The 23866-nt window shown below is 43.4% G+C and carries 16 protein-coding genes; 10 read left to right on the top strand and 6 right to left on the bottom strand.

Translation table 11 applies throughout. The features are described 5' to 3' along the window. Positions 1 to 66: 66 nt before the first annotated feature. Genes CW735_RS16420 through CW735_RS16410 form a run of 3 tightly spaced genes read right to left on the bottom strand, consistent with a single transcriptional unit; the run spans position 67 to position 4035 of the window. Complete coding sequence (locus tag CW735_RS16420; protein WP_100972957.1) at positions 67 to 1353, bottom strand: APC family permease; 1287 nt, start codon at positions 1351 to 1353, stop codon at positions 67 to 69. Next, positions 1346 to 3001: an amidohydrolase gene (locus tag CW735_RS16415; protein ID WP_198521015.1), complete on the bottom strand. Its 1656-nt coding sequence runs from the start codon at positions 2999 to 3001 to the stop codon at positions 1346 to 1348. The genes CW735_RS16420 and CW735_RS16415 overlap by 8 nt, the downstream gene beginning before the upstream one ends. Positions 3002 to 3018: 17 nt before the next feature. Next, the gene (locus CW735_RS16410; protein ID WP_100972955.1) at positions 3019 to 4035 is read right to left on the bottom strand and encodes a serine/threonine dehydratase; all 1017 of its coding nucleotides are present in this window, start codon (positions 4033 to 4035) and stop codon (positions 3019 to 3021) included. Between the two features lie 176 nt (positions 4036 to 4211). On the opposite strand from CW735_RS16410, the gene CW735_RS16405 reads away from it, so the two are divergent. Together CW735_RS16405 and CW735_RS16400 are read left to right on the top strand one after the other, a co-directional pair. Beyond that, on the top strand, positions 4212 to 7220 hold the full coding sequence (locus CW735_RS16405; protein ID WP_100972954.1) for a putative bifunctional diguanylate cyclase/phosphodiesterase: 3009 nt from the start codon (positions 4212 to 4214) through the stop codon (positions 7218 to 7220). 13 nt (positions 7221 to 7233) lie between these two features. Then, the gene (locus CW735_RS16400; RefSeq protein WP_071980626.1) at positions 7234 to 7608 is read left to right on the top strand and encodes a PH domain-containing protein; all 375 of its coding nucleotides are present in this window, start codon (positions 7234 to 7236) and stop codon (positions 7606 to 7608) included. Between the two features lie 57 nt (positions 7609 to 7665). On the opposite strand, the gene CW735_RS16395 is transcribed toward CW735_RS16400, so the two are convergent. Next, a complete protein-coding gene (locus tag CW735_RS16395; protein ID WP_100972953.1) occupies positions 7666 to 9888 on the bottom strand; it encodes a S9 family peptidase in 2223 nt (740 codons plus the stop codon). Between the two features lie 70 nt (positions 9889 to 9958). On the opposite strand from CW735_RS16395, the gene CW735_RS16390 reads away from it, so the two are divergent. The 8 genes from CW735_RS16390 to CW735_RS16355 all read left to right on the top strand — a co-directional run bounded on the left by CW735_RS16390 (position 9959) and on the right by CW735_RS16355 (position 20903). Continuing rightward, a complete protein-coding gene (locus tag CW735_RS16390; RefSeq protein WP_100972952.1) occupies positions 9959 to 10579 on the top strand; it encodes an NAD(P)H-binding protein in 621 nt (206 codons plus the stop codon). Between the two features lie 249 nt (positions 10580 to 10828). Then, on the top strand, positions 10829 to 11548 hold the full coding sequence (locus CW735_RS16385; RefSeq protein WP_157812715.1) for a tRNA1(Val) (adenine(37)-N6)-methyltransferase: 720 nt from the start codon (positions 10829 to 10831) through the stop codon (positions 11546 to 11548). 38 nt (positions 11549 to 11586) lie between these two features. Then, complete coding sequence (locus CW735_RS16380; protein ID WP_071980622.1) at positions 11587 to 12072, top strand: YgjV family protein; 486 nt, start codon at positions 11587 to 11589, stop codon at positions 12070 to 12072. A 249-nt stretch (positions 12073 to 12321) separates the two neighbouring features. Beyond that, positions 12322 to 12900 (top strand): DUF2975 domain-containing protein, encoded by a 579-nt coding sequence (locus CW735_RS16375; RefSeq protein WP_083595312.1) that lies wholly within the window; start codon positions 12322 to 12324, stop codon positions 12898 to 12900. Further along, on the top strand, positions 12881 to 15100 hold the full coding sequence (bcsA, locus tag CW735_RS16370; RefSeq protein WP_071980621.1) for a UDP-forming cellulose synthase catalytic subunit: 2220 nt from the start codon (positions 12881 to 12883) through the stop codon (positions 15098 to 15100). The genes CW735_RS16375 and bcsA overlap by 20 nt, the downstream gene beginning before the upstream one ends. A 3-nt stretch (positions 15101 to 15103) precedes the next feature. Further along, a complete protein-coding gene (locus CW735_RS16365) occupies positions 15104 to 17413 on the top strand; it encodes a cellulose biosynthesis cyclic di-GMP-binding regulatory protein BcsB (RefSeq protein WP_071980620.1) in 2310 nt (769 codons plus the stop codon). Beyond that, entirely contained in the window at positions 17407 to 18450 is a 1044-nt protein-coding gene (locus CW735_RS16360; protein ID WP_100972950.1) for a glycosyl hydrolase family 8, read from the top strand. The genes CW735_RS16365 and CW735_RS16360 overlap by 7 nt, the downstream gene beginning before the upstream one ends. A 5-nt stretch (positions 18451 to 18455) precedes the next feature. Beyond that, positions 18456 to 20903 (top strand): cellulose synthase subunit BcsC-related outer membrane protein, encoded by a 2448-nt coding sequence (locus CW735_RS16355; RefSeq protein WP_100972949.1) that lies wholly within the window; start codon positions 18456 to 18458, stop codon positions 20901 to 20903. Here the strand turns inward: CW735_RS16355 and CW735_RS16350 are convergent. Both CW735_RS16350 and CW735_RS16345 read right to left on the bottom strand, forming a co-directional pair. Further along, on the bottom strand, positions 20883 to 22208 hold the full coding sequence (locus CW735_RS16350) for a choice-of-anchor A family protein (protein WP_100972948.1): 1326 nt from the start codon (positions 22206 to 22208) through the stop codon (positions 20883 to 20885). The two genes, CW735_RS16355 and CW735_RS16350, sit on opposite strands and share 21 nt — an antisense overlap. A 158-nt stretch (positions 22209 to 22366) precedes the next feature. Beyond that, positions 22367 to 23737: an IS4-like element ISUnCu9 family transposase gene (locus CW735_RS16345; protein WP_100970794.1), complete on the bottom strand. Its 1371-nt coding sequence runs from the start codon at positions 23735 to 23737 to the stop codon at positions 22367 to 22369. Between the last annotated feature and the right edge of the window lie 129 nt (positions 23738 to 23866).

Below are 23866 nucleotides of genomic sequence, written 5' to 3'. Positions count from 1 at the left end.
TATCCACTCAGCATTTGTCTGGCTCTTTATTTAGTTTTTTGTTCAGCTTTTTATTCAGCTTATTATTCAGTCATTCGCGGTCTTGCTGCAAATCCAATACAAAATGGCACCAACGGCTAATTCGCCCATTAAAAACAGCCACGCATTCATCGACGACTGACTGATAGACCAGATGCATACAATCAGTGCAATAAAGGGGATAAACCGCTTAATAATATTAGGGGAGTAGGTGCGCTGATGCTGCGCCTTCATGAGAACAATTACACACACCGCGTACACCACAAGCCTTGCTAATACGCTTGAAATAGCTAGCCATACAAAACTTCCACTCAGTGCCATTAGGCCAGCGAATACACCCAGTACTAATACCGAAATATAGGGAGTGGCAAATTCACCGTGTACCTTGCCTAGCCAGTTTTTACCCAAGTGCTTCGGAATAAGAGATTGACGGGCCATCGAGTACGTTAGGCGAGATGTTGATATCATATTCGCCAGTAAGTTACCGGCTACAGACACAACAGCTGTCAATGTCATAACAAGGGCGCCTGTTTTGCCAAAAATAATGTTGGCTAACGCAATAAGGGGCGCACTGTCTGGTGTTTCTGCGCCAACAGTGTGCCAATAAAGCCACTGCACACAAAAGTAAAACAGAGCGATGCCTGACACTGTGAGCATAAGTGCTCTGGGAATTGTTTTCTTTGGCGAGTTAGTTTCACCACTGGTTACCACGACAGTTTCAAAACCGATAAAGGCATACAGCGTAATTAGCGCACCTGCTGAAATAGTATCTAATGCAGGAGTTGTTACCGCTGTAGCTGTAGAGAAATCAAGCTGCCAATAGCCCACACCAATAAGGGCGATAAAAGGTAACAGTTTTAAAACAGAAATTGTGTCGAGAGAGCGCATAGCCGCTTTCAAACCCACAATATTGACAAATATCAATAAACTCGTAAGTGCAATAATTGCCAGCGACTTACCCATACCGGTATTAATCTCTGGCCATAAATATCCAGCATATAGCAGCAACACATGCATATTGGCTGCTATCGCGGTAGCTCTGGCAAGATAGTAAACAAACCCGGTTTGAAAGGCCGCAGCATCGCCAAACCCTTTTCTTGCGTAAACAACGGGACCGCCCGTTTCCTGATAAAAAACGGCAAGTTGACCAAAACACCACACGATAGTGAGCATTAAGGCACCAAAAATCAGGAAAATATAGGGGCTGAACGCCCCTAGTTCCGCTGCCATTTTGGCCGGTAGGGCAAAAATGCCTGCGCCGATCAAACCATTGAGCACAAGCAAAGCGGCACCTATGCCGCCTATCCCTTTTGTAAGCAGGTTGTTTTTAGTCATTGGTTAGTGAAAACACTTGCTCGCCGGCTACATAGGTTGAAAGTACTTTAGTCTTCCAAATATGTTTCGGCTCAATAGTAAAAATGTCTTGGTCTACCAAGATAAAGTCTGCCCATTTACCCTCAGTGAGTGTGCCTAATGTATCTTCCATATGGCCGGCATAAGCGGCATCAAGGGTAAAGCCTTTAAATGCCTGCTCTATAGAAAGTGCCTCATGGGCATACCAGCCTTTAACCGGCTGATTGTCACTGTCTTGACGAGTTACTGCTGCATGCAGCCCGTAAAACGGATTAGCTAGCTCTACTGGGAAATCTGACCCAAGTGGCAGCGCGATGCCAGAATTTAGTAACGTTTTCCATGCATATGCCCCTTTCATTCGATCTTTACCAATACGATCTTCTGCCATGTTTTTATCACTTGTGGCGTGGGTTGGCTGCATGGAAGGCAATACTTTTAAATCAGAAAAGCGAGCTAAATCATCAGGTGCAATAACTTGCGCGTGCTCAATGCGATTGCGCAACTCGCTGCCACCAATACGTTTAAATGTGCTTTCAAATTCATTCAGCGCGACATGGTTAGCTTTGTCACCAATCGCGTGATAGTTCAGCTGGAAGCCAGCTCCAATAACTGTGGTAAAAAGGTTTGTCATATCTTCTGGTTGAGTAAGCAATAACCCATGTTGATGCGGCGCATCTGAATAGGGGGCTAGAAGCGCAGCACCACGACTACCAAGAGCGCCATCGCCATAAGCCTTTACCGAGCGGATATACAAATAGTCGTCTTTATCTCTGATAGTACCGTTACCTAACATAGTACTTAATTCAGGATCGGTGGCACTTACCATGGCATAAATGCGAATGGCGAGTTCGCTTTCTACAGATTCTTTTAAATAAAAATCGTATACGTCGCGGCTTATACCAGCGTCGTGCATGGAGGTAATGCCGTTAGCTAATAAATGCTCTGAGGCTGCATCAAGCTGCTGTTGATACACAGCATTACTGGCCGAAGGAAGATGTTTTTCTATTAGTATAGAGGCGTTATCAATAAATACCCCAGTAGGATTACCCTCGGCATCTTTAATAATTTCGCCACCCACAGGAGATTGGGTGTCTTTCGTAATACCTGCAATTTCCATGGCTTTACTGTTTACCCAAGCAGCGTGCCCGTCGACGCGAGTTAACACGACGGGGCGGTCTGATACTACGCTGTCTAAATCCTTTGCCGTAGGAAATGCACGGTCGCTCCACAATTCCTGATTCCAGCCACGGCCGGTTATCCACTGCTGCGTAGTATTGGCAAACGCATAATCAGCAACCATTTTAGCAGCGTTAGCCGCACTGGTGCTTTCTCTCAAGTTCACCTCTAACAGGTTTGCCCCGAGGCCAAGAAGGTGACCATGGGCGTCGATAAGCCCTGGAAGCATCACTTTGCCGCCACCATCTATGGTGCTTTCAATGTCGTAATTTTTCGGCTGCACATCCAGTGCCACTACTTTTCCTTCGTCCATCACTAAATTGCTGAACTGAATAAGGTTGCCCTTATCATTCAGGGTGTAGCCTTTGACATTACTTACCAAAGTGGCCGCATTGGCATAATTCAGCGCAATACAGGATGCGGCGAGTGTAAGGCCGCTCAGGAGCTTTTTCATTGCAATTGTCTTCATCATTATTCTTCTATACTGTCGTCAAAATTTATTATTGGAGGTTGTAGTAAAAAATCTCGTTCCCAAATAGCCGCCATGGACGCCTGACTGATATTGCCCCCTGAAAGCATCACTAATGCCGTTTTTCCAGGAGGGGTATTGGCTGCCCATGATGCTACGGCTGCCATTGTCATGGCGCAGGTGGGCTCAATATGTAACTTCAATAAATGGTGTAGCCATTGAGTCCAATAGGCTATTTGAAGCTCATCAACTTCGTAAAAATCGTCGAGTTGCTGCAATAACTCAAAAGTAATATCGCCAACCGACGGTGTTGCTGCACCATCGGCTAATGTATTCGGCGTATGCTCAAGGGCAACAATTTCTCCTGCTTGAAGGGACAAAGATGCATCGTTAGCCGCTGCCGGCTCAGCGCCAATTACCAGCGCATTTGGTTGAAGTGCTCGTGTGGCTAATAATGTGCCGGCTAAAAGGCCACCACCACCACAGGGCGCAAAAACCGCGTCTACGTCGCCAGCATCTTCTAGTGCCTCTAACGCTGCTGTGCCTTGCCCGGCAACAATATCTTCATGGTTAAAAGGTGGGATCCATACAGTATCTGCAGCATTCGCAGCTTCTTTTACCGCAGCATCAGCTTCAGGTCGTGTTGCGAAAAGTTTTAGCTCGGCACCGTAACTTTTGGTGGCAGCTGCTTTAATAGGGGATATGTTTTCACTGGCGAAAATAGTGGCGGTAATACCAAAGTGTGCCGCGGCATAGGCAACCGCTTGTGCATGATTGCCAGAACTATTTGCTACCACGTGAGCCGGAAGCCGGTTTTGCTCTTTTAAAGTCGCCAAAAAATTCATCGCGCCACGAATTTTAAAGGCGCCGATAGTTTGTAAGCATTCGGCTTTAAATAAAATTCGATGGCCCATCCATGAGTTCAACAGTGATGATTCAACAATAGGTGTGCGTTTTATATTATTTTTTATGCGTTCGTGAGCGTGTTTTACACTTTCAAAGTTGACCCGTGATGTCATACAGAGTGTCTCTTTCATCTTTTTACTTTAACTTATCACTTACCGCTAACAATACCAATCTGCATACACCTATCCATAAGATAAGCTGCCTGTTTTGCGGGAGCGAATGGGGGTAGTTCATATTAATTTAATATTTGAACGCTACTATTTAGCGCTAATTATTTTGAGATGACGCTATGTTTAAACAAATGAATCATCGGGTATATGCATTGCCATTGATGTTATTCATTTTTCTTGCGGTGTTATTCGTATCTGCCGGTGTTTATATAAAAAAGGAAGAAAAAAGCGCAAGGATATCAAAAGCGCAGTCGGTGGCTGAGCAAGTCATGATCAGCCTAGAAGTCTTTTCTACAGAGCGTATTCAGGCCGTAACTAATTTGATGCGCACGTGGCCCTCTTTTGAACCAAACAAAAAAGACTGGTTCAATGCCCAATCTATGTCATTAATGGGGATGCAGCGAGGATTCAGTTCTCTCGTGTATATTAATGCTGACCGGCGAATTGAATGGGTAGCTACGCCACCAGTTGCCGCTAAAACACGTATTTCAAATGCCCTCATTGGTAAGCCCATGGCAGCGGTAGGCATGACTATCGATGCTGTAACAGAGACATTCACCAGTACGCTAACGTTTTCAGAATTAACTCAACACCACTATATTTTGATTGGGCGTAGCATTAGCCCGCAAGAGCCAGAGCACGGCTACATAGTGGCAGGGTTTGATGTACAAACTATCTTAGGCGTGATGCTAGGTGAGTTGGTAGGCCCTCAATTTAACTTCGAACTTACTGCGCAAGAAGAAGTTCTTTTTCAGAGCGGTGAGTTTGTTAGCGACGGTACGCAAATAACGCTTCCCGAATTTCAGTTTCTAGAGCGGCCGATTTCTTTATCGATGCAGTCGCAGCTTAGCCCATATAACCCTGGCATGCTCGTTATTGCAGTGGGCTTACTTATGTCTGTCTTGGTAAGTTACATTTTTCATAAGCAGCTTAAAGGCGCCGTGCGACTGTCAGATAGTCAGCAGCGTTACGTGACAGCAAGTGAAGCTTCTTTAGATGCGCTATTAATCTATCAGCCTAATGAGGACGACTATGTTTTAGTTGAGTCGAACTCGCACAGTGCGTTTATTTTCAAGGGCGTTATCGAAAAGCTTAAAGCAATGACGTTAGCACAACAGGCACAGTTTTTAGCGCTTGGCGATATTTTAACGAAAGTAGCCCATGTCGCAAAAACCGGCACTCCCTATGAAGCTTACGTAGCCGTCGAAAATAAAGAGATAACACCAGACTGGCTGAAAGTGCAGGTGGTAAAAGCAGGGGATAATATCGCTATTACAGTGAGAGATGTTTCTGAACGCTTTAAAGCACAGCAGGATTTAGCTCACAGCGAAGAACGATACAGACGACTGGTTGATGGTATGCGTCGACACTTTGTTTACACCAAAAAGAGCAACCATAGGTTTGCCTATGTCAGTGCTGGAGTTGAGCAGCTGCTTGGGTATGAGCCTGATGACTTTTGCAACAACGAACCAAAGTTCGTGCGTCAAATTCCCGATGAAACTTTAGAAATACGTCGCTTGATAGCACATGGGCAAAAGCCTTCACCTTATTTGGTAAGGTACGCCAATCATCAGGGGCGAGAGTGTATTATCGAGTTTTCAGACACCCCCATACTCGATGAGAACAAGCGCATTATCGCCATAGAAGGGATAGCACGAGATGTTACCGAAGAGCTCGCGCTACAGGAAAAGGTAACGTTTCAAGCCAATCACGACCAGTTAACTGGCTTGCTCAATCGTTATGCCTTTGATGCAACGCTTCGAAACATTTTAAAAGAAATCCGCGTTGTCGATTTTCTCGATACTGGACCTTTGAAAAATGAAATTAGCTTAGTCAAAGAAAGCACTGGGCAAATACAACCAACAATACAACCTCAAACAAGCCCCCAAACAGGCAACACAAGCAAAGAAAGCGTGATGTGCTTTATCGACATGGACCGCTTTAAGCTTGTTAATGACAGCTGCGGGCACCCTGCGGGCGACAAACTGCTGAAAGAAGTTGCGGGGATTTTTGAAAACCACGTTCGATCCTACGATCTATTAGCGAGAATAGGCGGCGATGAGTTTTGTATTATTTTCAAGAATCAGTGCATAGACGACGTTAAAAAGCGACTAGATAACTTACTTGAGAGCATATCGAGCTACCGTTTCTTTTACGACGATAAAATGTTTTTTATTGGCGCAAGTATTGGTGTAATCGAAATTAATGCCAACACAAAAAGCGCAGAGTCGCTGATAAAAGCAGCAGATAACGCCTGTTACAAAGCAAAACAGCTAGGTCGAAATCGGTATGTTATTCATAGTGATAGCGACAACCAAAATGCTATTGACGACAACGAGAACAGTCTTCTCCAAATTCTACACAGGGCCCTACAGCACGATGGTTTTGAGTTGTTTAGTCAGGCAGTTATGCCGCTTTGTCATAAAAATGCCTCGAAAACCACGCACCTACAGCATTACGAAATTTTACTGCGCCTTCGTAACGAAGCGGGTAGTTTGGTGAGCCCAGGGCTATTCATCCCCTTGGCCGAACGTCACGGGTTGATGAGCAAGGTAGATATGTGGGTGGTGAAAAATACAATTCGCATTTTAGAAGCTCACCCCTCTCATTTAGATAACGTTGGGAAAGTGGCGATAAACCTTTCGGGAATAACCTTAGGTGATGACGTTGCGCTGCAAAAAATAGCGCAACTCATTCAAAGCACTACAGTGCCCGCTGAAAAGATCTGTTTCGAAATAACAGAAACCACTGCCGTAACCAATCTCAATGCGGCGCGAGATTTCATTTCAACACTAAGAGACCTTGGTTGTAGCTTTGCACTAGATGACTTTGGTGCGGGTATGTCGTCGTTTACGTATTTGAAAAATCTCGACGTAGACTATGTGAAAATTGACGGCTCGTTTGTGCGAAACATTGTTTACGATCCTATCGACCGTGCTACAGTAACTGCTATAAACAACATTGCGCATAGCATGGGTAAGAAAACCGTTGCTGAGTTTGTAGTTGATGAGGCGACCACGGATGTTCTTAGAGAGCTTCAGGTAGACTTTGGACAAGGTTTCGCGCTTGATAAGCCCAAGCCCTTAGCGCATAGAGTTCAATGGCGAGTTAAACTCGCCTCAGCCTAAAAGGAATAAGAGTATGGGTTTGTTCGACACTATTATGGGAAATGCTAGTGAAACTAGTGCTGAAGACGTACAAGAAGAGTTATCTCCTATCCTAGCAGACAACGAAACGGTTACATCGGCATTTAAGCTTGTAAGAGATTTGAGTGTGTTTACAAATAAGCGTTTAATTTTAATCGACAAGCAAGGGCTTACGGGGCGAAAAGTGAATTATCACTCTATTCCGTATAAGTCGATTACTCAGTTTATTGTTGAAACAGCAGGGCATTTTGACACAGATGCAGAACTCAAAATTTGGTTATCTGGAAAATCTGACGCCATCGAAATAGAACTAAGCGCTTCATCTGCCCAAGCGGTACAGAAGAACTTAGCCTCGCAAATGTTCTCATAAAAAAAGAGCGGGCTTATAGTAAAGCCCGCTCTTCATCATTAAAACCTCAACTATTTTTTACTTTAGCGTTCGTTCAAAAAAGTTTGTTATGGTTTTGTATAAGTGAATGCCGGTTTGCTTACCTCTAAGGCCATGCTTTTTACCTGGGTAATCCATAGTTTCAAAAGGAATAGCTAAGTCCTGCAGGTGCTTGTACAACATGGTTGAATGGGTGAACAGCACGTTGTCATCTGCCATTCCATGATAAATTAACAAGTCACCCTTTAGGTCTTTCGCATAAGGGAACACAGAGGAAGCAGTATACGCATCATTTTCTGTGTTTGGATTACCCATGTAACGCTCGGTATAATGGGTATCATATAAGCGCCAGTCGGTCACTGGAGCCCCAGAAACGCCGGCACTGAAATAGTCACCCGCTTTAAACATTGTCATAAGTGTCATATAGCCACCGTAACTGTGACCATGAATACCAATTTTGTCTGCGTCAACGAACGGCAGGGTTCGCAAATATTCAACGCCCGCGACTTGATCATCAACTTCTATAGAGCCCATTTTTTTGTAAATTGGATCTTCAAAAGCTTTACCTCGGTAATTAGAGCCGCGGTTGTCTAGCGTAAACACAACAAAGCCTTGGTCAACCCAGTGCTGCATAAGTAAACCGCGATTCCCCGCCCACTTATTTGTTACAACTTGAGCATGTGGACCGCCATATAAGTAAACAATAACAGGGTGTTTCTTATTTGGGTTCTCAACCGCGCTTTCTGGCTTGTAAATACGATACTTCAGCGTTGCTCCGTCTTTGGTTTTGATATCGCCAAATTCAGGTTTGGCCCAACTGTCCATATAAGTATAAAGCGGGTGTCCTTTTTCTACTTTGTTTTCTTCAAGCCAAGTAATTCGCTCGCCAGAGGCGTCGTTTAAGCTAACTTGAAAAGGAGAGTTAACTGTAGAGAATCGGTCGATAAAAATTGAAGCATCGCTGCTAAATGTTGCGTCATGGTACGCGCCTAACTCGGTAATACGAGTAATAGTGGCTGCGCTGTCTTCGCTATCAAGCGGTACAACATAAATATGACTTTCTAACGGAGTATCTTTTCTACCAGAGAAATAGAGGCGATTGTTGACGGTGTCTATCGCTTCTATACTGTCAACTACCCATTCACCTTGTGTGAGTTGTTTAATCAGCTTACCGCTGTTATCGAATAAGTACAGATGCTTAAAGCCGTCTCTTTCAGAAGCCCATACAAATTGGCCTTTGTCTTTTAAAAAGAAAAGGTCATCGTGCAAATTAACCCACGTATTGCTGCGTTCGGTTAATAATACATTTTGCGATTTTGTCTTTGTATTGAAAGCACGCAGTTCAAGGGTTTGCTGGTTGCGGGTTTGCCATTGATAGGTAAATGTGGTGCTGTCTGGCATCCATTGGCCTCGAGCGAGATAAACATCTTTGTTCTCGCCCATATCAACCCAAGTGCGCTCATCCGTATTTAGAGACTGAATAGCTAGTTCTACTATTGCATTAGGTGTGCCCGCCTTGGGGTATTTTTGTTCAATGAGTTTAATATCATCAGCATAAATTTCCGAGCGCGTAATTACTTCTACAGGTGTTTCATCCACCTTCGTGAATGCAATTTTACTCTCGTCGGGAGACCACCAATAACCTGTCATTCTGCTCATTTCTTCTTGAGCCACAAACTCTGCCATACCGAATTTGATATTTCCGCCACCCTCTTTAGTGATGGCCATCTCTTTACCTGAGGCGATATGTTTTACGAAAAGATTTTGGTCGCGAATGTAAGAGATGTAATTGCCCTTTGGAGAGAGTTTAATATCTGTTTCAAAGGCATCGGTGTCGAGGAGTTGTTTAGCGCCTTTTTCACCCAGTTTGTGGTAATAAACATCGCCGCCCATAGGGAACAGTAACGCTGTCCCATCATCGGACCACTCGTAACTGACAATGCCGCTGCCTTTTAAGCGCATGCGTTCACGGCGAGCTTTCTCTTCATCGGAAAGCACTTCTTCACCGCTTTGTAGGTCGTTAGAGTTAAACAACATACGTGTTTCGCCGCTGTCAATGTGATACTCCCACAGGTCGAGGCGTTCGTAGTCTGTTTGTTTACCTTTCAAAAACGTAACGCGTGCACCGTCGGGTGATACTTTGAGGGTGCGCGGCGCGCTGCCGTCTAATGAAGGAGATGAGAAAATTCGCTCAATAGTGAGCGTTTCAGCGTGTAAAGCAGTAGAGAGCATAGCGGCTCCAATTAAAAGGGCTTTTTTCATTTTTATCTGCATATTTTACTGTCGAAGGTTAGATTGTAGAGAAACCATCTCATGATACAAGGTGCAATGTATGAAATCCGCAATGGTGCTAGGAGCGACAGGTTTAGTAGGACGAACACTTGTAAATATGCTTTTACAAGATAGACGCTACAACGAAGTGACGTGTTTAGTACGCAAGCCACTTTCGTCACAAATGTTCTACGACCCTCACAATCGATTGAAGCCGGTGGTGATTGATTTTGAAAATCTTCAAGACTACCAAGGGTACTTTAGTGTAAATCATGTGTATTGCTGCCTTGGCACAACGCTAAAAAAAGCAGGATCTAAGAAAGCCTTTAGGCGAGTAGATTTTGAGTATGTGCACGTTGCCGCACAGTTAACTCGTGCCCAGAGAGCCGACAGCTTCGTTTGGATATCCTCGGTTGGTGCCGATGCTAAAAGCAGTAATTTTTATTTAAGAGTTAAAGGTGAATTAGAAAATGCGATAATGCGCATGCCGCAGTTGCCGAACGCCTCGGCGGTAAGACCTTCATTGCTGTTAGGCGATCGAGGTGAGCCTCGGTTACTTGAGGATGTCGCGCAAAAAACCGCGCCTATTTGGCAGTCGATCATGAAAGGGCCGTTAAAAAAATACCGACCTGTTGCTCCAATAGATGTCGCTAGAAATATGATGTCGTTGCAGAAGTGGTAGCGTTAGCTACAAATAGGGATACTAAGCTTCAGGCGAAACAGCATAACAGGGCTAACGCAGTAACCGCGTAAACAGAGAAGCCAATAGAATTGAAGAAGCTCATTAACTAAACGTAATATGTCTAAACACAATATGATCAAATGCTGGTATAAGGTAAAATACCATGCTGTGTTTTTCTCCCTGCTTAATGTGTAGCCTGAAATTATGTTCCGTTGTAAACAATTTAATGTGGCACAAGATAAATGTGCCATGAAGGTCAATACTGACAGCTTAATATTGGGAAGCTGGGTAGCGCCAAACAATGCGCAGTCATTATTGGATATTGGAACAGGGACAGGAATTCTAGCGTTAATGCTAGCGCAGGAAACCGTAGAATCTGCTAAAATCTTGGCCCTTGAGGTTGATAAAAACGCGGCAGAGCAGGCTCGAGATAATGTGAGAGTGTCGAAGTGGCCTAATAAGATTACTGTTCTCCATCAGGCTCTTGATGAATATGAGCCGGAAGTGCGCTTTGATATTATTGTTTCAAACCCTCCTTATTTTGAGCATGCGAATAAGTCTACAAATGCCTACCATACTCAAACTAAATCGAGAACAGTTGCAAGACAAACTCGCTTGCTTACACCCCTAGCGCTTTTTCAGTTTAGTGCGTCACATCTAAAGAATGGCGGAAGCCTGTATTGTCTATATCCATTTCAACGTGTTGAAGAAATAAAACAGGCTGCCTTTTCATGTGGATTTTCTCTCGCCGAACAATTAACAGTAAAACACAACAATGAAAGTGATCCCTACCTGTGTGCGTTTCGTTTTCAAGCCCATTCTGGTGACGATACCTCAAAGGTACAGGGACAGGAACAGACGCTAACTTCACGGATGCAAGCTGAACAAGAGTTATCTATACGAGAGCTCGAAGGTACGTACACACCGGACTTTAAAGCATTATGCCAGGCGTTTTACCTCAACTTTTAATACGTACTTTTAACGCATACTTTTAGAGAGATAAATTCATGATGGTGGTAGCAGAAGCGTTTGGCGCACTTGCTGTAGTTCTTAACTTCATTGGGTATAGACAGAATAATGTAGACAGATACCTGGTTCTATCAGCCTTTGCGTTAGCAAGTTTAAGTGCCCATTTCTTTATGCTAGACGCTATGGCTGCAGGCGTGGGCACACTGCTCGCAAGCGTTCGTAACATCATTGCAATAAAAAATAGAAGCAACCTTATCTTGTTTGCATTCATCGGGATCAACATCGGCTTTTTGTGCTACGAGTGGTTTTTCTTAAACCACCACTGGAATATTTTTATTGCCTACGCCTCGTCTTTGATATTCACCATCGGCTCAATTGTCATTAGAGACACACATAAAATAAGAAGAACATTTTTAGTTGCTGAGTCGTTGGGTTTAATCTACGCCATCTCAGTGGGAAGCATATTTGGCACTGTGTTTAATATAAGCAACCTGATAAGCATAATTAGTAAATTAAAAAGATAGCTTCTTCTAAGAAGCCTCGATAATGGTCGATACAAAAATTAATGTCGAATTTTACTTACGTTGAGAGTATTTACGGCTCTAGATTTCTTTCTCCCCCCCCCCCTCAGTTTGCTTGTTTTTTATCCGAAAGTTGAATTGATACTATTATGTCATTACACGTATTGTTTCTCATTACATTGTATGAAGTGAGCGATGTTTTTTTGTCAGGCCACACTATAGGCTCTTACCAAGCCTCTGTGGAGTCAAAACGTGATTAAGAAACTTGATACGAGTTATATCGGTCAAAAAACCAATTCTGAGAGATTACTCGAACACTCGCTTTGTGATTGTACACCTATCAGCATCTATGAGTATGCAAAGCAGCAAATGCAACTTGAAAGCGAGACTAAACAAACAGCTCGATGCACTATAGAGGAAGACAACTCTTACGTCGAAACGCAGGCCCTTTGGCAGAAAAGACTGCAATTGCTCCAAAAATCCGAAAAAGAGCTCAACAACGCTACTCGTTTACGTAAAATTGCTGGTATATTAACAGTTACTTGCTTGTCGACACTTGTTTTTTCTCTATTCACGGCACCAACGATACCTCCAATGATCTTTTACGGACTCTTGTTGGTTGCTGTTACGGGTCTAGCCATTTATCCGATATGTTTCATTGCTAGCAAGAGTGCAATGCAGCAACGAGATAACATTTCTAGACTTTTTTATAAGAGTAATTATGAAGTCGAAGTTACTGACGATGGTCTGACTTTGATAAATAGAGCGAACTACGCAAGTGTAACTAAACTAAACGTAGTGGATCGCAGCTTTGGACAATTCGCAACATGAAAGGCTTATATTTAAAGAGAGATATGTAAGTGTAGTACTTATTGCTTGCTTGTTACTAGGTGCGTTTTTATTGGCGCCTATGGATGCTATCGGCCAATTGTTTGCATCGTCAATTGTTATACTCACCATTGGGTGGTGTAGTAAAGAAGCCCGACAAACTCAAAAGTATAAAAATTTTTTTCGTGTTTTAGCACTTGTCTTAGGGACTGCTTTAACTACGCGCTATCTTCTTTGGCGCGGTTTATACACGCTTACCTACACCGACCTCATTTCCGCTATTGCTGTTTGGCTTTTATTTATTGCTGAAATTTATGCAGGTGTCACTTCAGTCCTAGGCGCAATCGTAAACGCATTTCCTCTCAATAGACCACTACTTACATTAAAGGGAATAAATACAGAAGGGCTTCCCTCAGTCGATGTCATGATACCTACATACAATGAAGACGTTGATATTCTTGAAGTGACTATAAGAGCAGCGAAGGTACTCGATTATCCGAAGGATAAGTTATTTATTCACTTATTAGATGACGGGGGGACTGATCAGAAAATTAATGCGAAGGATGAAATCGCCGCATCAAAGGCGAAAGCCCGTCGTATCAAACTTCAAAAGCTTTGTGAGAAACATAACATTACCTATCACACGCGCGCAAAAAATGAGTTTGCAAAAGCGGGTAATGTGAATAGTGCGATAAATAACACAAGAAGTGACCTCATTGTCATTCTTGACGCTGATCACGTGCCCACATCGGACTTTCTCGATAGAACAGTACCTTGGATGTTAAAAAATGATAACGTTTTCCTAGTACAGACACCCCATTTCATGGCGAATCCAGACCCCGTTGAAAGAAATTACTTTTCAGCATTCACTCGAATGCCATCCGAAAATGATATGTTTTATGGCACCATACAAAAAGGCTTAGATTACTGGGGAAGCTCATTTTTCTGTGGTTCAGCCGCTTTAATGAGAAGAGCGCATCTTGAGCTTGTAGGTGGTATTTCTGGCGAGTCAATAACCGAAGATGCTGAAACCGCATTAGATTTACACAAATTGGGCTATGAATCTGTTTATGTTGACAGGCCAATGGTCAGTGGTCTTGCCCCAGAAACTTTTGATGCATTCATACAACAACGAATGCGCTGGGCTCAAGGAATGACTCAAATTCTTTTGTTAAAGAAGCCCTTCAAATCCGAGGGCCTCAAGTGGTATCAGCGCGTTGGATATATGAGCTCTATTATGTTTTGGTTGTTTCCCTTCGCTCGTATCATTTTCTTATTGATGCCATTGGCCTATCTTGTATTTGGGCTGCAGGTTTATCACGCTTCAATGCTCGAGATTTTGGCTTACACTATTCCTCATGTAATCGCTACTTATATGATTTCCACCATGTTGTTCGGTAGGACACGATGGCCCTTGGTATCTGAAATATACGAAATACTTCAATGTGCGTTCACATTGAAAGCTCTTATAAAAGTCTTTTTGAAGCCTCGAGCGCCTTCTTTCGTGGTTACTCCAAAAGGTGAGAGCCTAGATAAAACATTTGTATCGCCATTAGCCAGTGTTTTTTATTGGCTTATTTTTATATTGTTATTTGCCTTCTTCACTGGGTTAATAAAATTCTTTTCAGACCCACTCACTAGAGAGTTAACCGTTGTCGTTATGTTGTGGAACGGGTTCAACCTTTTGCTTTTATTGTCGGTATTGAGTGTTCTATTAGAGCGAAAGCAAGTACGCTCTCAAGCTCGTTTACCCGCAACAAATAATGTAGTGATACGAACAATCAAAGGAAACGCTTGGGTTGGTGATCTTGTAGACCTTTCTATTGGTGGTGCTAGAATGAGATTGAAAGGTGAGGGAGCATTATTTTCGGAAGAAGCAACTCTGACGGCTTGGTGTCAGGCTTTAAATAAGAACGTGGACCTGCCAGTAAAGGTCTTAAACTATGACAGCAAGTTGTCTTTACTCCGTGTTCAATTTACACCCTGTACAGAAAGAGAGCACAGTGAGATTGTAGCTTTTGCGCTAGCGGATAGTAGAAGATGGATGTCTTTTCAGCGAAGGAGAACGCGTGCGATAACATACTGGTATGGTGCTAAACACGTACTCAGTGTGGGTTTAAAGCCAGCTTTTCTTCATTTCATGCATGCAGTGGAGAAAATGACTAAAAAAATAAGTCACAAAATAAGTTCTGCCAAGGAATAAATAATGATAAGAATATATTCTACTTTGCTGTTGAGCTTGCTTTTCGCACTCACTGTGCAAGCCGAGACAAGTACCTACCGCTTAACAGACTTTTTCGCAGGTGAAAGTATTATTAGACTAGAGGGAAAGGCAGACTCGTTGGACTTTGCTATTCCTCTGTCTTCAATAGCTGATGTTAAAGAGGCGGTGCTTACACTAGACGTAGTTAGCTCCAGAGCCTTGATAGAAAAGCGCTCCCAACTCGTAGTGCGGTTTAATAACGCCACTATAGGTCAGATAAGATTCGATCCCGCACGTCCATCGCTGATTTCTGAAGTGAAAGTTCCCAATGCATTATGGCGAGATGGCTTTAATACACTTACATTAGAGGTTAGCCAACACTATGCTAATCAATGTGTCGATGGTAGCGCTCCCGAGTTGTGGAGCGAAGTCAATATGTATAATTCCACACTGCAAATATCAACTACGAATAACGTAAGCAATTTCACCTTCGATAAATTGAACGGTTTCTTCAACCCAGGAATTGGCGGAGTACGTGCTGTGTCTCTAGTGACAGCAACAGACACCGAAGACGATATTAAGCAACGTACACTCTCATTGGTAAGCCAAGGCCTCGCACTTAGAAATCAATATCAGCCTCTAGCGATTCAACATGCAACTTTTCCTGAAGGGTATGTGTTACCTGAACTAGGCGACACAACAAATCAAAGTTGGATGGATAAAAATATTCAGCGATATGAACGCTCAGCTTGGTACACAACACAGGTCAGAAAAAACCAAGACACATTATTGGGTAATATCAAAAGCATCACTGAGCCTTTACATGTTTTAGTGGGAACAGCGGCGTCCTTGTCACCCGTATTATCAGATACTCAGGTGGACTCAATTGATGGCCCGTACTTAAACACTCAAGTCACCCCCGCGTTTTCAATTGGCGATCGAGTGATTATACCTTCTACCTATCGCCTTATCGTTAGTGGTATCACTACAGAAGACGTGCACAAAGCGGCGGAAGCGCTTGCGGTAATGGATGATTCCATAAATATGGTTTCTCAAATATCGGTTCTTTCTTTATCGGGTATGGACGCTACGCGAATGCAAAAGCACCATATTGCGGCGCCAGACAATACTTACACTTTCCAAGATTTAGGTATATCTGGTGCACAGTTTAGAGATGAAGGTGATTTCTCTAAACGGGCTTCATTTACGTTACCTGCCGACTTCTATGTACCTGAAAATGCAAGCGTAGGGCTGCTACTTAACTTTGGTTACGGAGCCGGGAACGGCCCCGGAACCGTGTTGAATGTCAAAGTTAATGACGAGTTAATTCACGGTCTTGCGCTAGATAATCCTAATGGGCAAGTATTTAAAAATTATAAACTCTCAGTACCTGCGAGATATTTAAAAGGCGGTGTTAATAACATTGATTTTAACGTCACGTTACGCGCGCCATTAGCTGGAGTGCCCTGCGATGAAGTTGCAGGGAAACACCTAGTTTTCCAATTAGAGAACTCCTCAGCCATTGACCTTCCTGATGCGGGGCATGTGGCAGTGCAACCCAATTTAGCCCTGTTCGGCGAAACTGGTTATCCACTAGCGCGGTTTGAGTCTGCACCTGCCTCTACCATTGTTATACCATCACAAGACTTTATCGACAGTGCGCTGACCTTAAGTGCCAAGCTTGCTCAGGTAGTAAAAGCGCCTTTATTGAATATGTCTATTACTACTGAGATGCCCGAAGGTAGGAAAGGTTCTGCCATTATTTTAGGTACGCCAGAGTCGTTATCGCAGGTTCAGCAGACTGAATTTACAACGGCAATAGAAGCAACCAAAAAATGGTCTTATCGTTTACAAAATAGTCTTCACAATCGCATTAGAAACGCAACTCAGGATATGAGTTTTAAAGCCATGAAGATTGACGGAAATATTGTTCAAAAGAGCGATTTAGGACCGCAGGCTATTCTTACTGCGCATGCTAACCCACAAAGTGAGGACACACTATTTATTCTTGCAGCCGAAACAGCAGAGCTGCTAAACGAAAGGGTAAATGACTTAGTGAGCTTATCTATGTGGGGACAGCTGGCCGGAGATTTTTTCGCTTGGAGTGATGATAATTCACCATCTCTTGTCATGCAGGTGAGCGAAACCTATGAAATAGGAGAGTCTGATGACGCGTGGCTGCAGCTAAGGCTTTGGCTTTCTAATAACCCATGGTACTGGCTGGTTGGCTTTGTCGTCTTGGTATTCATCGTGAGCTTGTTAATTTACCTATTGCTCAAGCGTCGCAATCAAAAAGTACAAGAGACATGGTAAAAAATACACGTTGGTTTTGGGTGTTGGGAATAGTGATCATGCTGACGTCCTGTGCAAAAACTGGCAATAGAGAGTTTGAAAACGCTTTTTCGGCTTACAAGGCGCTGTTTGTTATTGATGGTAGGGTGATAGATACTGGTAATAACAATATCTCTCACTCAGAGGGGCAGGGTTACGGTCTGCTATTTTCTGTAGCGGCAAACGATAGGCGGGCGTTTGATAAGCTATGGACATGGACAGTTGGAGTATTGCAGCGCCCAGACGGTTTGTTTAGCTGGCGATATATACCTTGTGAGGCTAAAAATAGAACCTGTGTGGACGACCCTAATAATGCATCGGACGGTGATATTCTAATTGCCTGGGCGTTATTGCGAGCCGCTGAGAAATGGGGGGTTGATGGTTATAAAAGCGAAGCTATTAAGATTATTAATACTATCGAGAAGAAGCTCATTGTCGCCCAAGAGCCTTACACGCTTTTATTACCTGGAGTAGCGGGGTTTAAGGACGATAGCGGTGTGCAATTCAACCTTTCTTATTGGGTGTTTCCGGCTCTAACTGCATTTTCGCAAAACAGTGACAACCCCGACGTTTGGAAGGCATTATTCGAAAGCGGTATCTTCTTAATTCAGGAAGCGAGTTTTTCTTCGTATAAGCTGCCCTCAGACTGGACACGAATTAACAACGGTAAAATTTCGCTAGACAATGTTATTGCTGGTGAGTTTGGATTTAACGCAATCAGGATCCCACTGCATTTAGTTTGGTCGCCAGCCTTTCACGAGAACGCAAAGCGAGACACTCTTTTGGCGCCATTTACGACATGGTGGAGTTCGCCCAATAAGCCAGCTACCCTAGAGCTAGAGAATGAGGCGCCTTCTGATTATACAATGACTCCTGGAATGAAAGCTGTAGTTCAGGCGGTAAACAAAATTGATAACGGAAAACAGCCGAGGTGGCCAATACTCAATCGCAATACGGATTATTATTCTGCTAGTTTGGTGCTGCTATCGATGCTAGCGGTATCGGACATGTCCTCGTGAGTAATATGTTAAAAATGCTACGAGGTATATCGCTTCTTTTATTGACTCCCTTGCCAGTACTCTGTGCAATCACTCTTGCGTTGACACCGATTTATCACGCGAATGCGCAAACTAAAACCACCTATGAGAAAAATGATATTGAGTTTGCACCAATAGAAGAGGGGAAACCGGATGTTACTGGTTTATGGTTTCATATAGAGCAGGGGCAAACAGCACTCGCTAATGCTGAGTTTGGGCGTCTTCGTAATATCTATCCGTCTTGGAAACCCTCTGCCGATTTGCAGGCGGCATTGGCGCAAATTAACCAGCCTCGAAACAAACAGACTGAAACCTCAAGTGGCAAGTTAAGCACACTTAGTAAACAGACCACGGAACCTGTAGCCACTCCTCTTGAGGTATTTGCCTCTAAAAGTCCTCGAGAGCGCAAAATAACAAACCAAGAGTTTGATGCACTTCTAACAATTGCTGAACGTACCGATGATGTAAATTCTCTCTTGTTAATGGGATGGACAGCCATAGAGCGAGGGCAGCTAACAGTCGCCCAAAGCCAGTTTAATAGAGTGCAAACATTAGCAAAAAGTGAGATAGCCAAACGCTCGGCACGCCAAGGTATTGAAACTATTCTTACTTTGGAAACTGAGCAGGCTATATCGCAAGGTAACATGGAAAAGTTGGTCAACTTGCTTGCAGAAAATAAAGAGAACGGTGTTGTTTTATCTTTAATCGAGACAGAAGCATGGAATAGCTTTAATGATAAGGGCTACCAAAGAGCCTATGAGTTCTTTGCTTTAGCGAAAAATTTAGAAGGGCAATATCTATCATTAAACGCACAAAATAAATCAGTACAAGCAAATGCGTTGGCCTGCGCTATAAGCACCGAGAACTTTTTGCGCAGATGCGCAGACGGTTTAGCGCAGCAGCAACTTTTACTCTACGAGGATAAAAAGTATAAAGGGAGTATTCGTGCAGCACAGCGGCTTAGCAACATTAGACGCTTAACCGAAGGTGAGCTTTCATTATTGGGCTGGGCGGCGGCAAAAAACGGCAGCGTAGCTATTGCTACAGAAGCTTTTGAAAAAGTATTGGCCTTGAACCCGAATGACAAGGCAGTTGCCGATGAGTTAGTTCGTTTGAATAGTCAAAATACACTTAAATTAAGGCAGTTGTCGGCAAAATTTTCGATAGTAAATACAAGTCGTCAAGCTCAGATAAACAACAACGCTTGGCCCAGAAAGCAGTTTTTGTTGTCTTATAACAATGCTGATAAGCGTGCTATCAACGCTCAAACCAAGGATGCCTTCAGTGTAGTATCAGGAATGACCACCCGTTCACGCTCTGGCCAAGCAGGGCTTGGGAATTTCGATGTTTTGACTAGCTATGTTGGAGTAGGGGATATCTACAAAGAATGGCAATGGCAAGTTACCTTAGATTATAAACAATTTTACACCGGCCAGGCCCCGCCAAACGTGTGGCTCGGAGATAATTTAGTGGGTAGCTCCTTTGCTCCCGTATCAAATAATATCACGGGTTTTGAAGACAAGGGAATAAGAGCAGAGGTCTCTTATCAAGGTGTAGGATTTAATGTTTATGCAAACGCAGAATACGGCATGTTTGATCAACCTGTAAATACAGCGCTAACAGGGCAAGTTTCGGCTACTTGGTTTTTGCCTGATGTTACGCTTGCTGCCACCGTTTTTCGCTACCCAAAAGGAGACAGTATGTTGAGTCAGACTGGATCTTTTAACGCGCGTAATGAAAACGCTTGGGGTTATGTTCTCGAAGATGGTGTTAGAGGGTTAGCGGCCTATCAAATAGCCCCAAATTGGTCTGCTGCGGGCACAATACAAATCAGTGCACTTCACGGAGATCTTGTGGAAGATAACAAGGCACTGATGCTTCGCGGCGATCTCAGTTACGATATTGGTGCTAAGATAGGATCTTCAGTGGCTGATATTATTGATTACTGGCGCATAGGTCCTTTTGCAAGTTACTCAGGGTATGACAATAACAGCAGTGGGTTTACCTATGGCAATGGGGGATATTTCAGCCCCAATTATTTTGTTTCTATAGGATTATATTCAGAGCTTCTGACACTGGAAGCTCTTGAGTGGCAATTTAAGCTTAGTAACGCCTTAGCAATATCTCGACTTGAGCAAGCAGCAGACTCTCGATTTCCCCTACTGAATTTCCCAGATGAGGGGAGTGACGCATCTCCTGAATTTACCTTGCCTTATTCGAAAGACACGGGTTTAAGTGGAAACTTCCTAGCAGAAGCACAATATCGTATTAGCCCAGAGTGGATAATTGCAGCCTATCTAGGCAAAGCCTTTGCCGTTGAATATCAGGCTTTTGAAGCAGGAATTCAAGTGAGATGGCGAGGCGGGAAAGGTAATGGTGTCACCAGTGATGAGCTAATGCTATCTTCGCCAAAGTTAAAAGGTTTCGCGCTTTAAGTTCACACTATCACGAGAAGTCTTCTTTCTGCGTGCTAACATAAAACACCCCGCACCGAAAAGTAGAACGATCGATGCTGGTTCACTCACATTTATGGCGCCAAACCGATAGTTGTTCACTTGACCCGTAGGGGCTAGATAGGTCTCATCTTTATCGTTTTTTAATTCAACCTCAGGCGTTACCAAACTACTGGCGATAAGGTTTCCATCTATATGGCCATTGTAAAAACTGAGTTCTGCATAAGGAGCAAGAACACTTCCCTTTACGCCCACGGCGTGAAGTGTAACGTCGGTGGCATCGACGAAATTAAACAGAATATTGTTTGTATATAAACCATCATGTCGCTGGTTTTCATTATTATCATTATCGCGATACTGCCCATTCTCTCTGAAGTAGCTGTTCTCCTGTGAAAAAGCAGTATTAAAGAAGCCAGTATTAAATAGCTCCACTTCCTTACCGAATACGTTAATAATATTGATACTCGTAGTGGAGAAGTCGTACACAATATCTTTGTCAGCGGCACTAAACCACGCACTATCAATTGAGAAGATGTTTACATCATCAGAGCCAGAAAAAGTGATGGTATCGATAGGTGAACTTGCACTTTCGGAACATGTTTGGGAACCGCAAGACAGTGTTGTAATACCGTTGACGTCGCGAGCAGCGAAATCTTTTGATTGGGCGATAACTTCGTTTTTCATCGTCGTGAAATCGAGGTTTTCTACGTCGACAATATTAGTTGTATCCTTAACAGAGGCAGATGTTCCAGCGTTACCGTTTTCTACAATTAACTCATTACCATAGGTAACTGAGCCATCGTCTAAACCAGAACTTTTTATGAAAACGCTGCCTTCAGCATCAATATCGCCTTGTCTAATTCCTGCATCTACAAGAGATACATCCCCTTTGCTATTTATACCACCGCTAGAGACAGAGCCGCCTTCAATAGACACAAAGCTCTCGCTATTTACCGCCCCAGCGAACTCCACATAGCTGGCTTCCACCATACCTGAAACAGTAGTTTGACCGCCATTAACTTTACCGCGGCTAAAGGAAAGATCGCCTCCCACATATAGCGAGCTTTCAGACAGATCTTGAGGAAGTAATAAACCAACGTCAAAGTCTTCTACTGTCAGATTACCACCAACAGCAAGCTTGCCTTCAACGTCAGAGCGTTCGCCTGAAAAATCATTGAAAATGAAAGCGTTGTAATTGAACGCTTGGCTTAGCTCGATAGTTCCAGCATAGCTAAGTGGAGAAGAGATAAGGGCTGCGGCAAATGCAGCAGTAGCTTTTAGTTTCATATTTTGCTCCAGGATTGTCTGAGCCTGGAACGGCACTTTCAACATGGCTTTCCAGACAAACCTTACTTTATAGTATAACTAAAAATCATGCGATTGAGCAATCTATACTTTGGTATAGGGGGTAATACGAAAAAAGCCGCCCTAAGGCTGTCTCTTGATCACAAGTCGATATCAAGAGACAGGGCTAGCTCATAGCCTTCAAGGATGGTTTGCAGTTTGAACCATCCTTGCCATATGACTTTCACAGACGCTCTTCCTGTTCTTTTTGTATCTTTCCACCCTCCTAGCTTTGCAAGCTCCGTATAGGCCCATTTCATTGAGGGGGCTGAGTCAGGTGGTGTCTTACTCACTCGTTTTAACCATAATAACTTCCATGCTTTAGGTGATAGGACTTCTTCACAGCTACTATCGTCCGGTCGGTCTTTTGCGAATTTGAGTTGAAGGATCCTTACGGCAATAAACGCGTTTATTGTGACTAGACGCTCAACGTTTTCCTTACTTTGTAAGCGCGAAGCTTCGATATTAGTACCGTCACTTTTCCACGCCTTATGATATTCTTCTACTAACCAACGATGCTCGTAATAGCCAATTATTTTTTGTGCTTGCGCTTGATTTGTGATGGGTTCATTTGTCAGTAAATGCCAGCATAACGCCTCTTTTGAATTACCGCGCTCTACACATCCGACGTAGTATAAAGGAAGTGATTCACCACGTTTATTGCTAGGAACCTTGAGCGTAACGGGAGCAAATACAATATCCAACGTCACGTTTCGTGCTTTGCGCCCTCCTTTTTGCGGAATATGTATTTGCTTGTGCCCTGCACTTTTTAACTGACTGGCATAGTGATATAGCTTGTTTTCGCCTTCCTCAATGTGCCGACTTTGCATTGAACGAACAATAAACCGCTGCTGAGTTGTTAGCTTATAAAGTAGGTACTCGTAGATATCGGCTTCTCGGTCACAGACGGATATCACATCATCTATCTTTGCGCCCAGTCTTGCTGACATATTGATTGATGCTGACTCCCACTTGTAGCCTTCTTTCTCAGTGTATGGTGTCGATGCATGTTTCGCTCTTTTACCACGCGTTGTTATGTCTCGTGTCCAACGCGACTGTTCAATCAGTCCAACTATTTCTTGTGATTCCGGCGCAAAAAGTAAGACACTATGGGCAAGCATACCGCGGCAACGGTTACCCTGATTCACGTGTCCAAGTTCGTTTCGAATACTTTTATGGCTGTATGAAATGGTCGTAGTATCTTCTAGGGCAAGTAATGTTTTGTGTTGCGCAGCTTGTACAGCTGTAACGTTAAATCCAGTTTCAGCGATTGAAGTCGCATCTACACTTTCATTTCTAATGAAGCGGTATGCTCCTTCCATATCGGCGGGGGATTCAGTGATATTCACAAGAGGCTTTCCTGGTGTATTGGCAAGTGTTGCAGCTAATTTTACCAGACGAGATGTACGACGAGGATCTCCTAGATTTGCTTCTCCAAACGTTTTTTCAGCCCACTCTACATTATCAATCATAATCTTTCCCAATGAGTTAAGTGAAAGATCTGATCAGAGTTGGAAGGAAGAGTTCAAAAAAATCCCCACTAATTACTTAGTAGGGATTTGTGTATAAGAGACAGCCCTAAGGCGGCTTTTTGATGATTA

This window comes from Alteromonas sp. MB-3u-76, from assembly GCF_002831605.1.
Taxonomy (GTDB): Bacteria; Pseudomonadota; Gammaproteobacteria; order Enterobacterales; family Alteromonadaceae; genus Alteromonas; species Alteromonas hispanica.
This window is presented reverse-complemented; position numbering and strand designations above follow the sequence as displayed.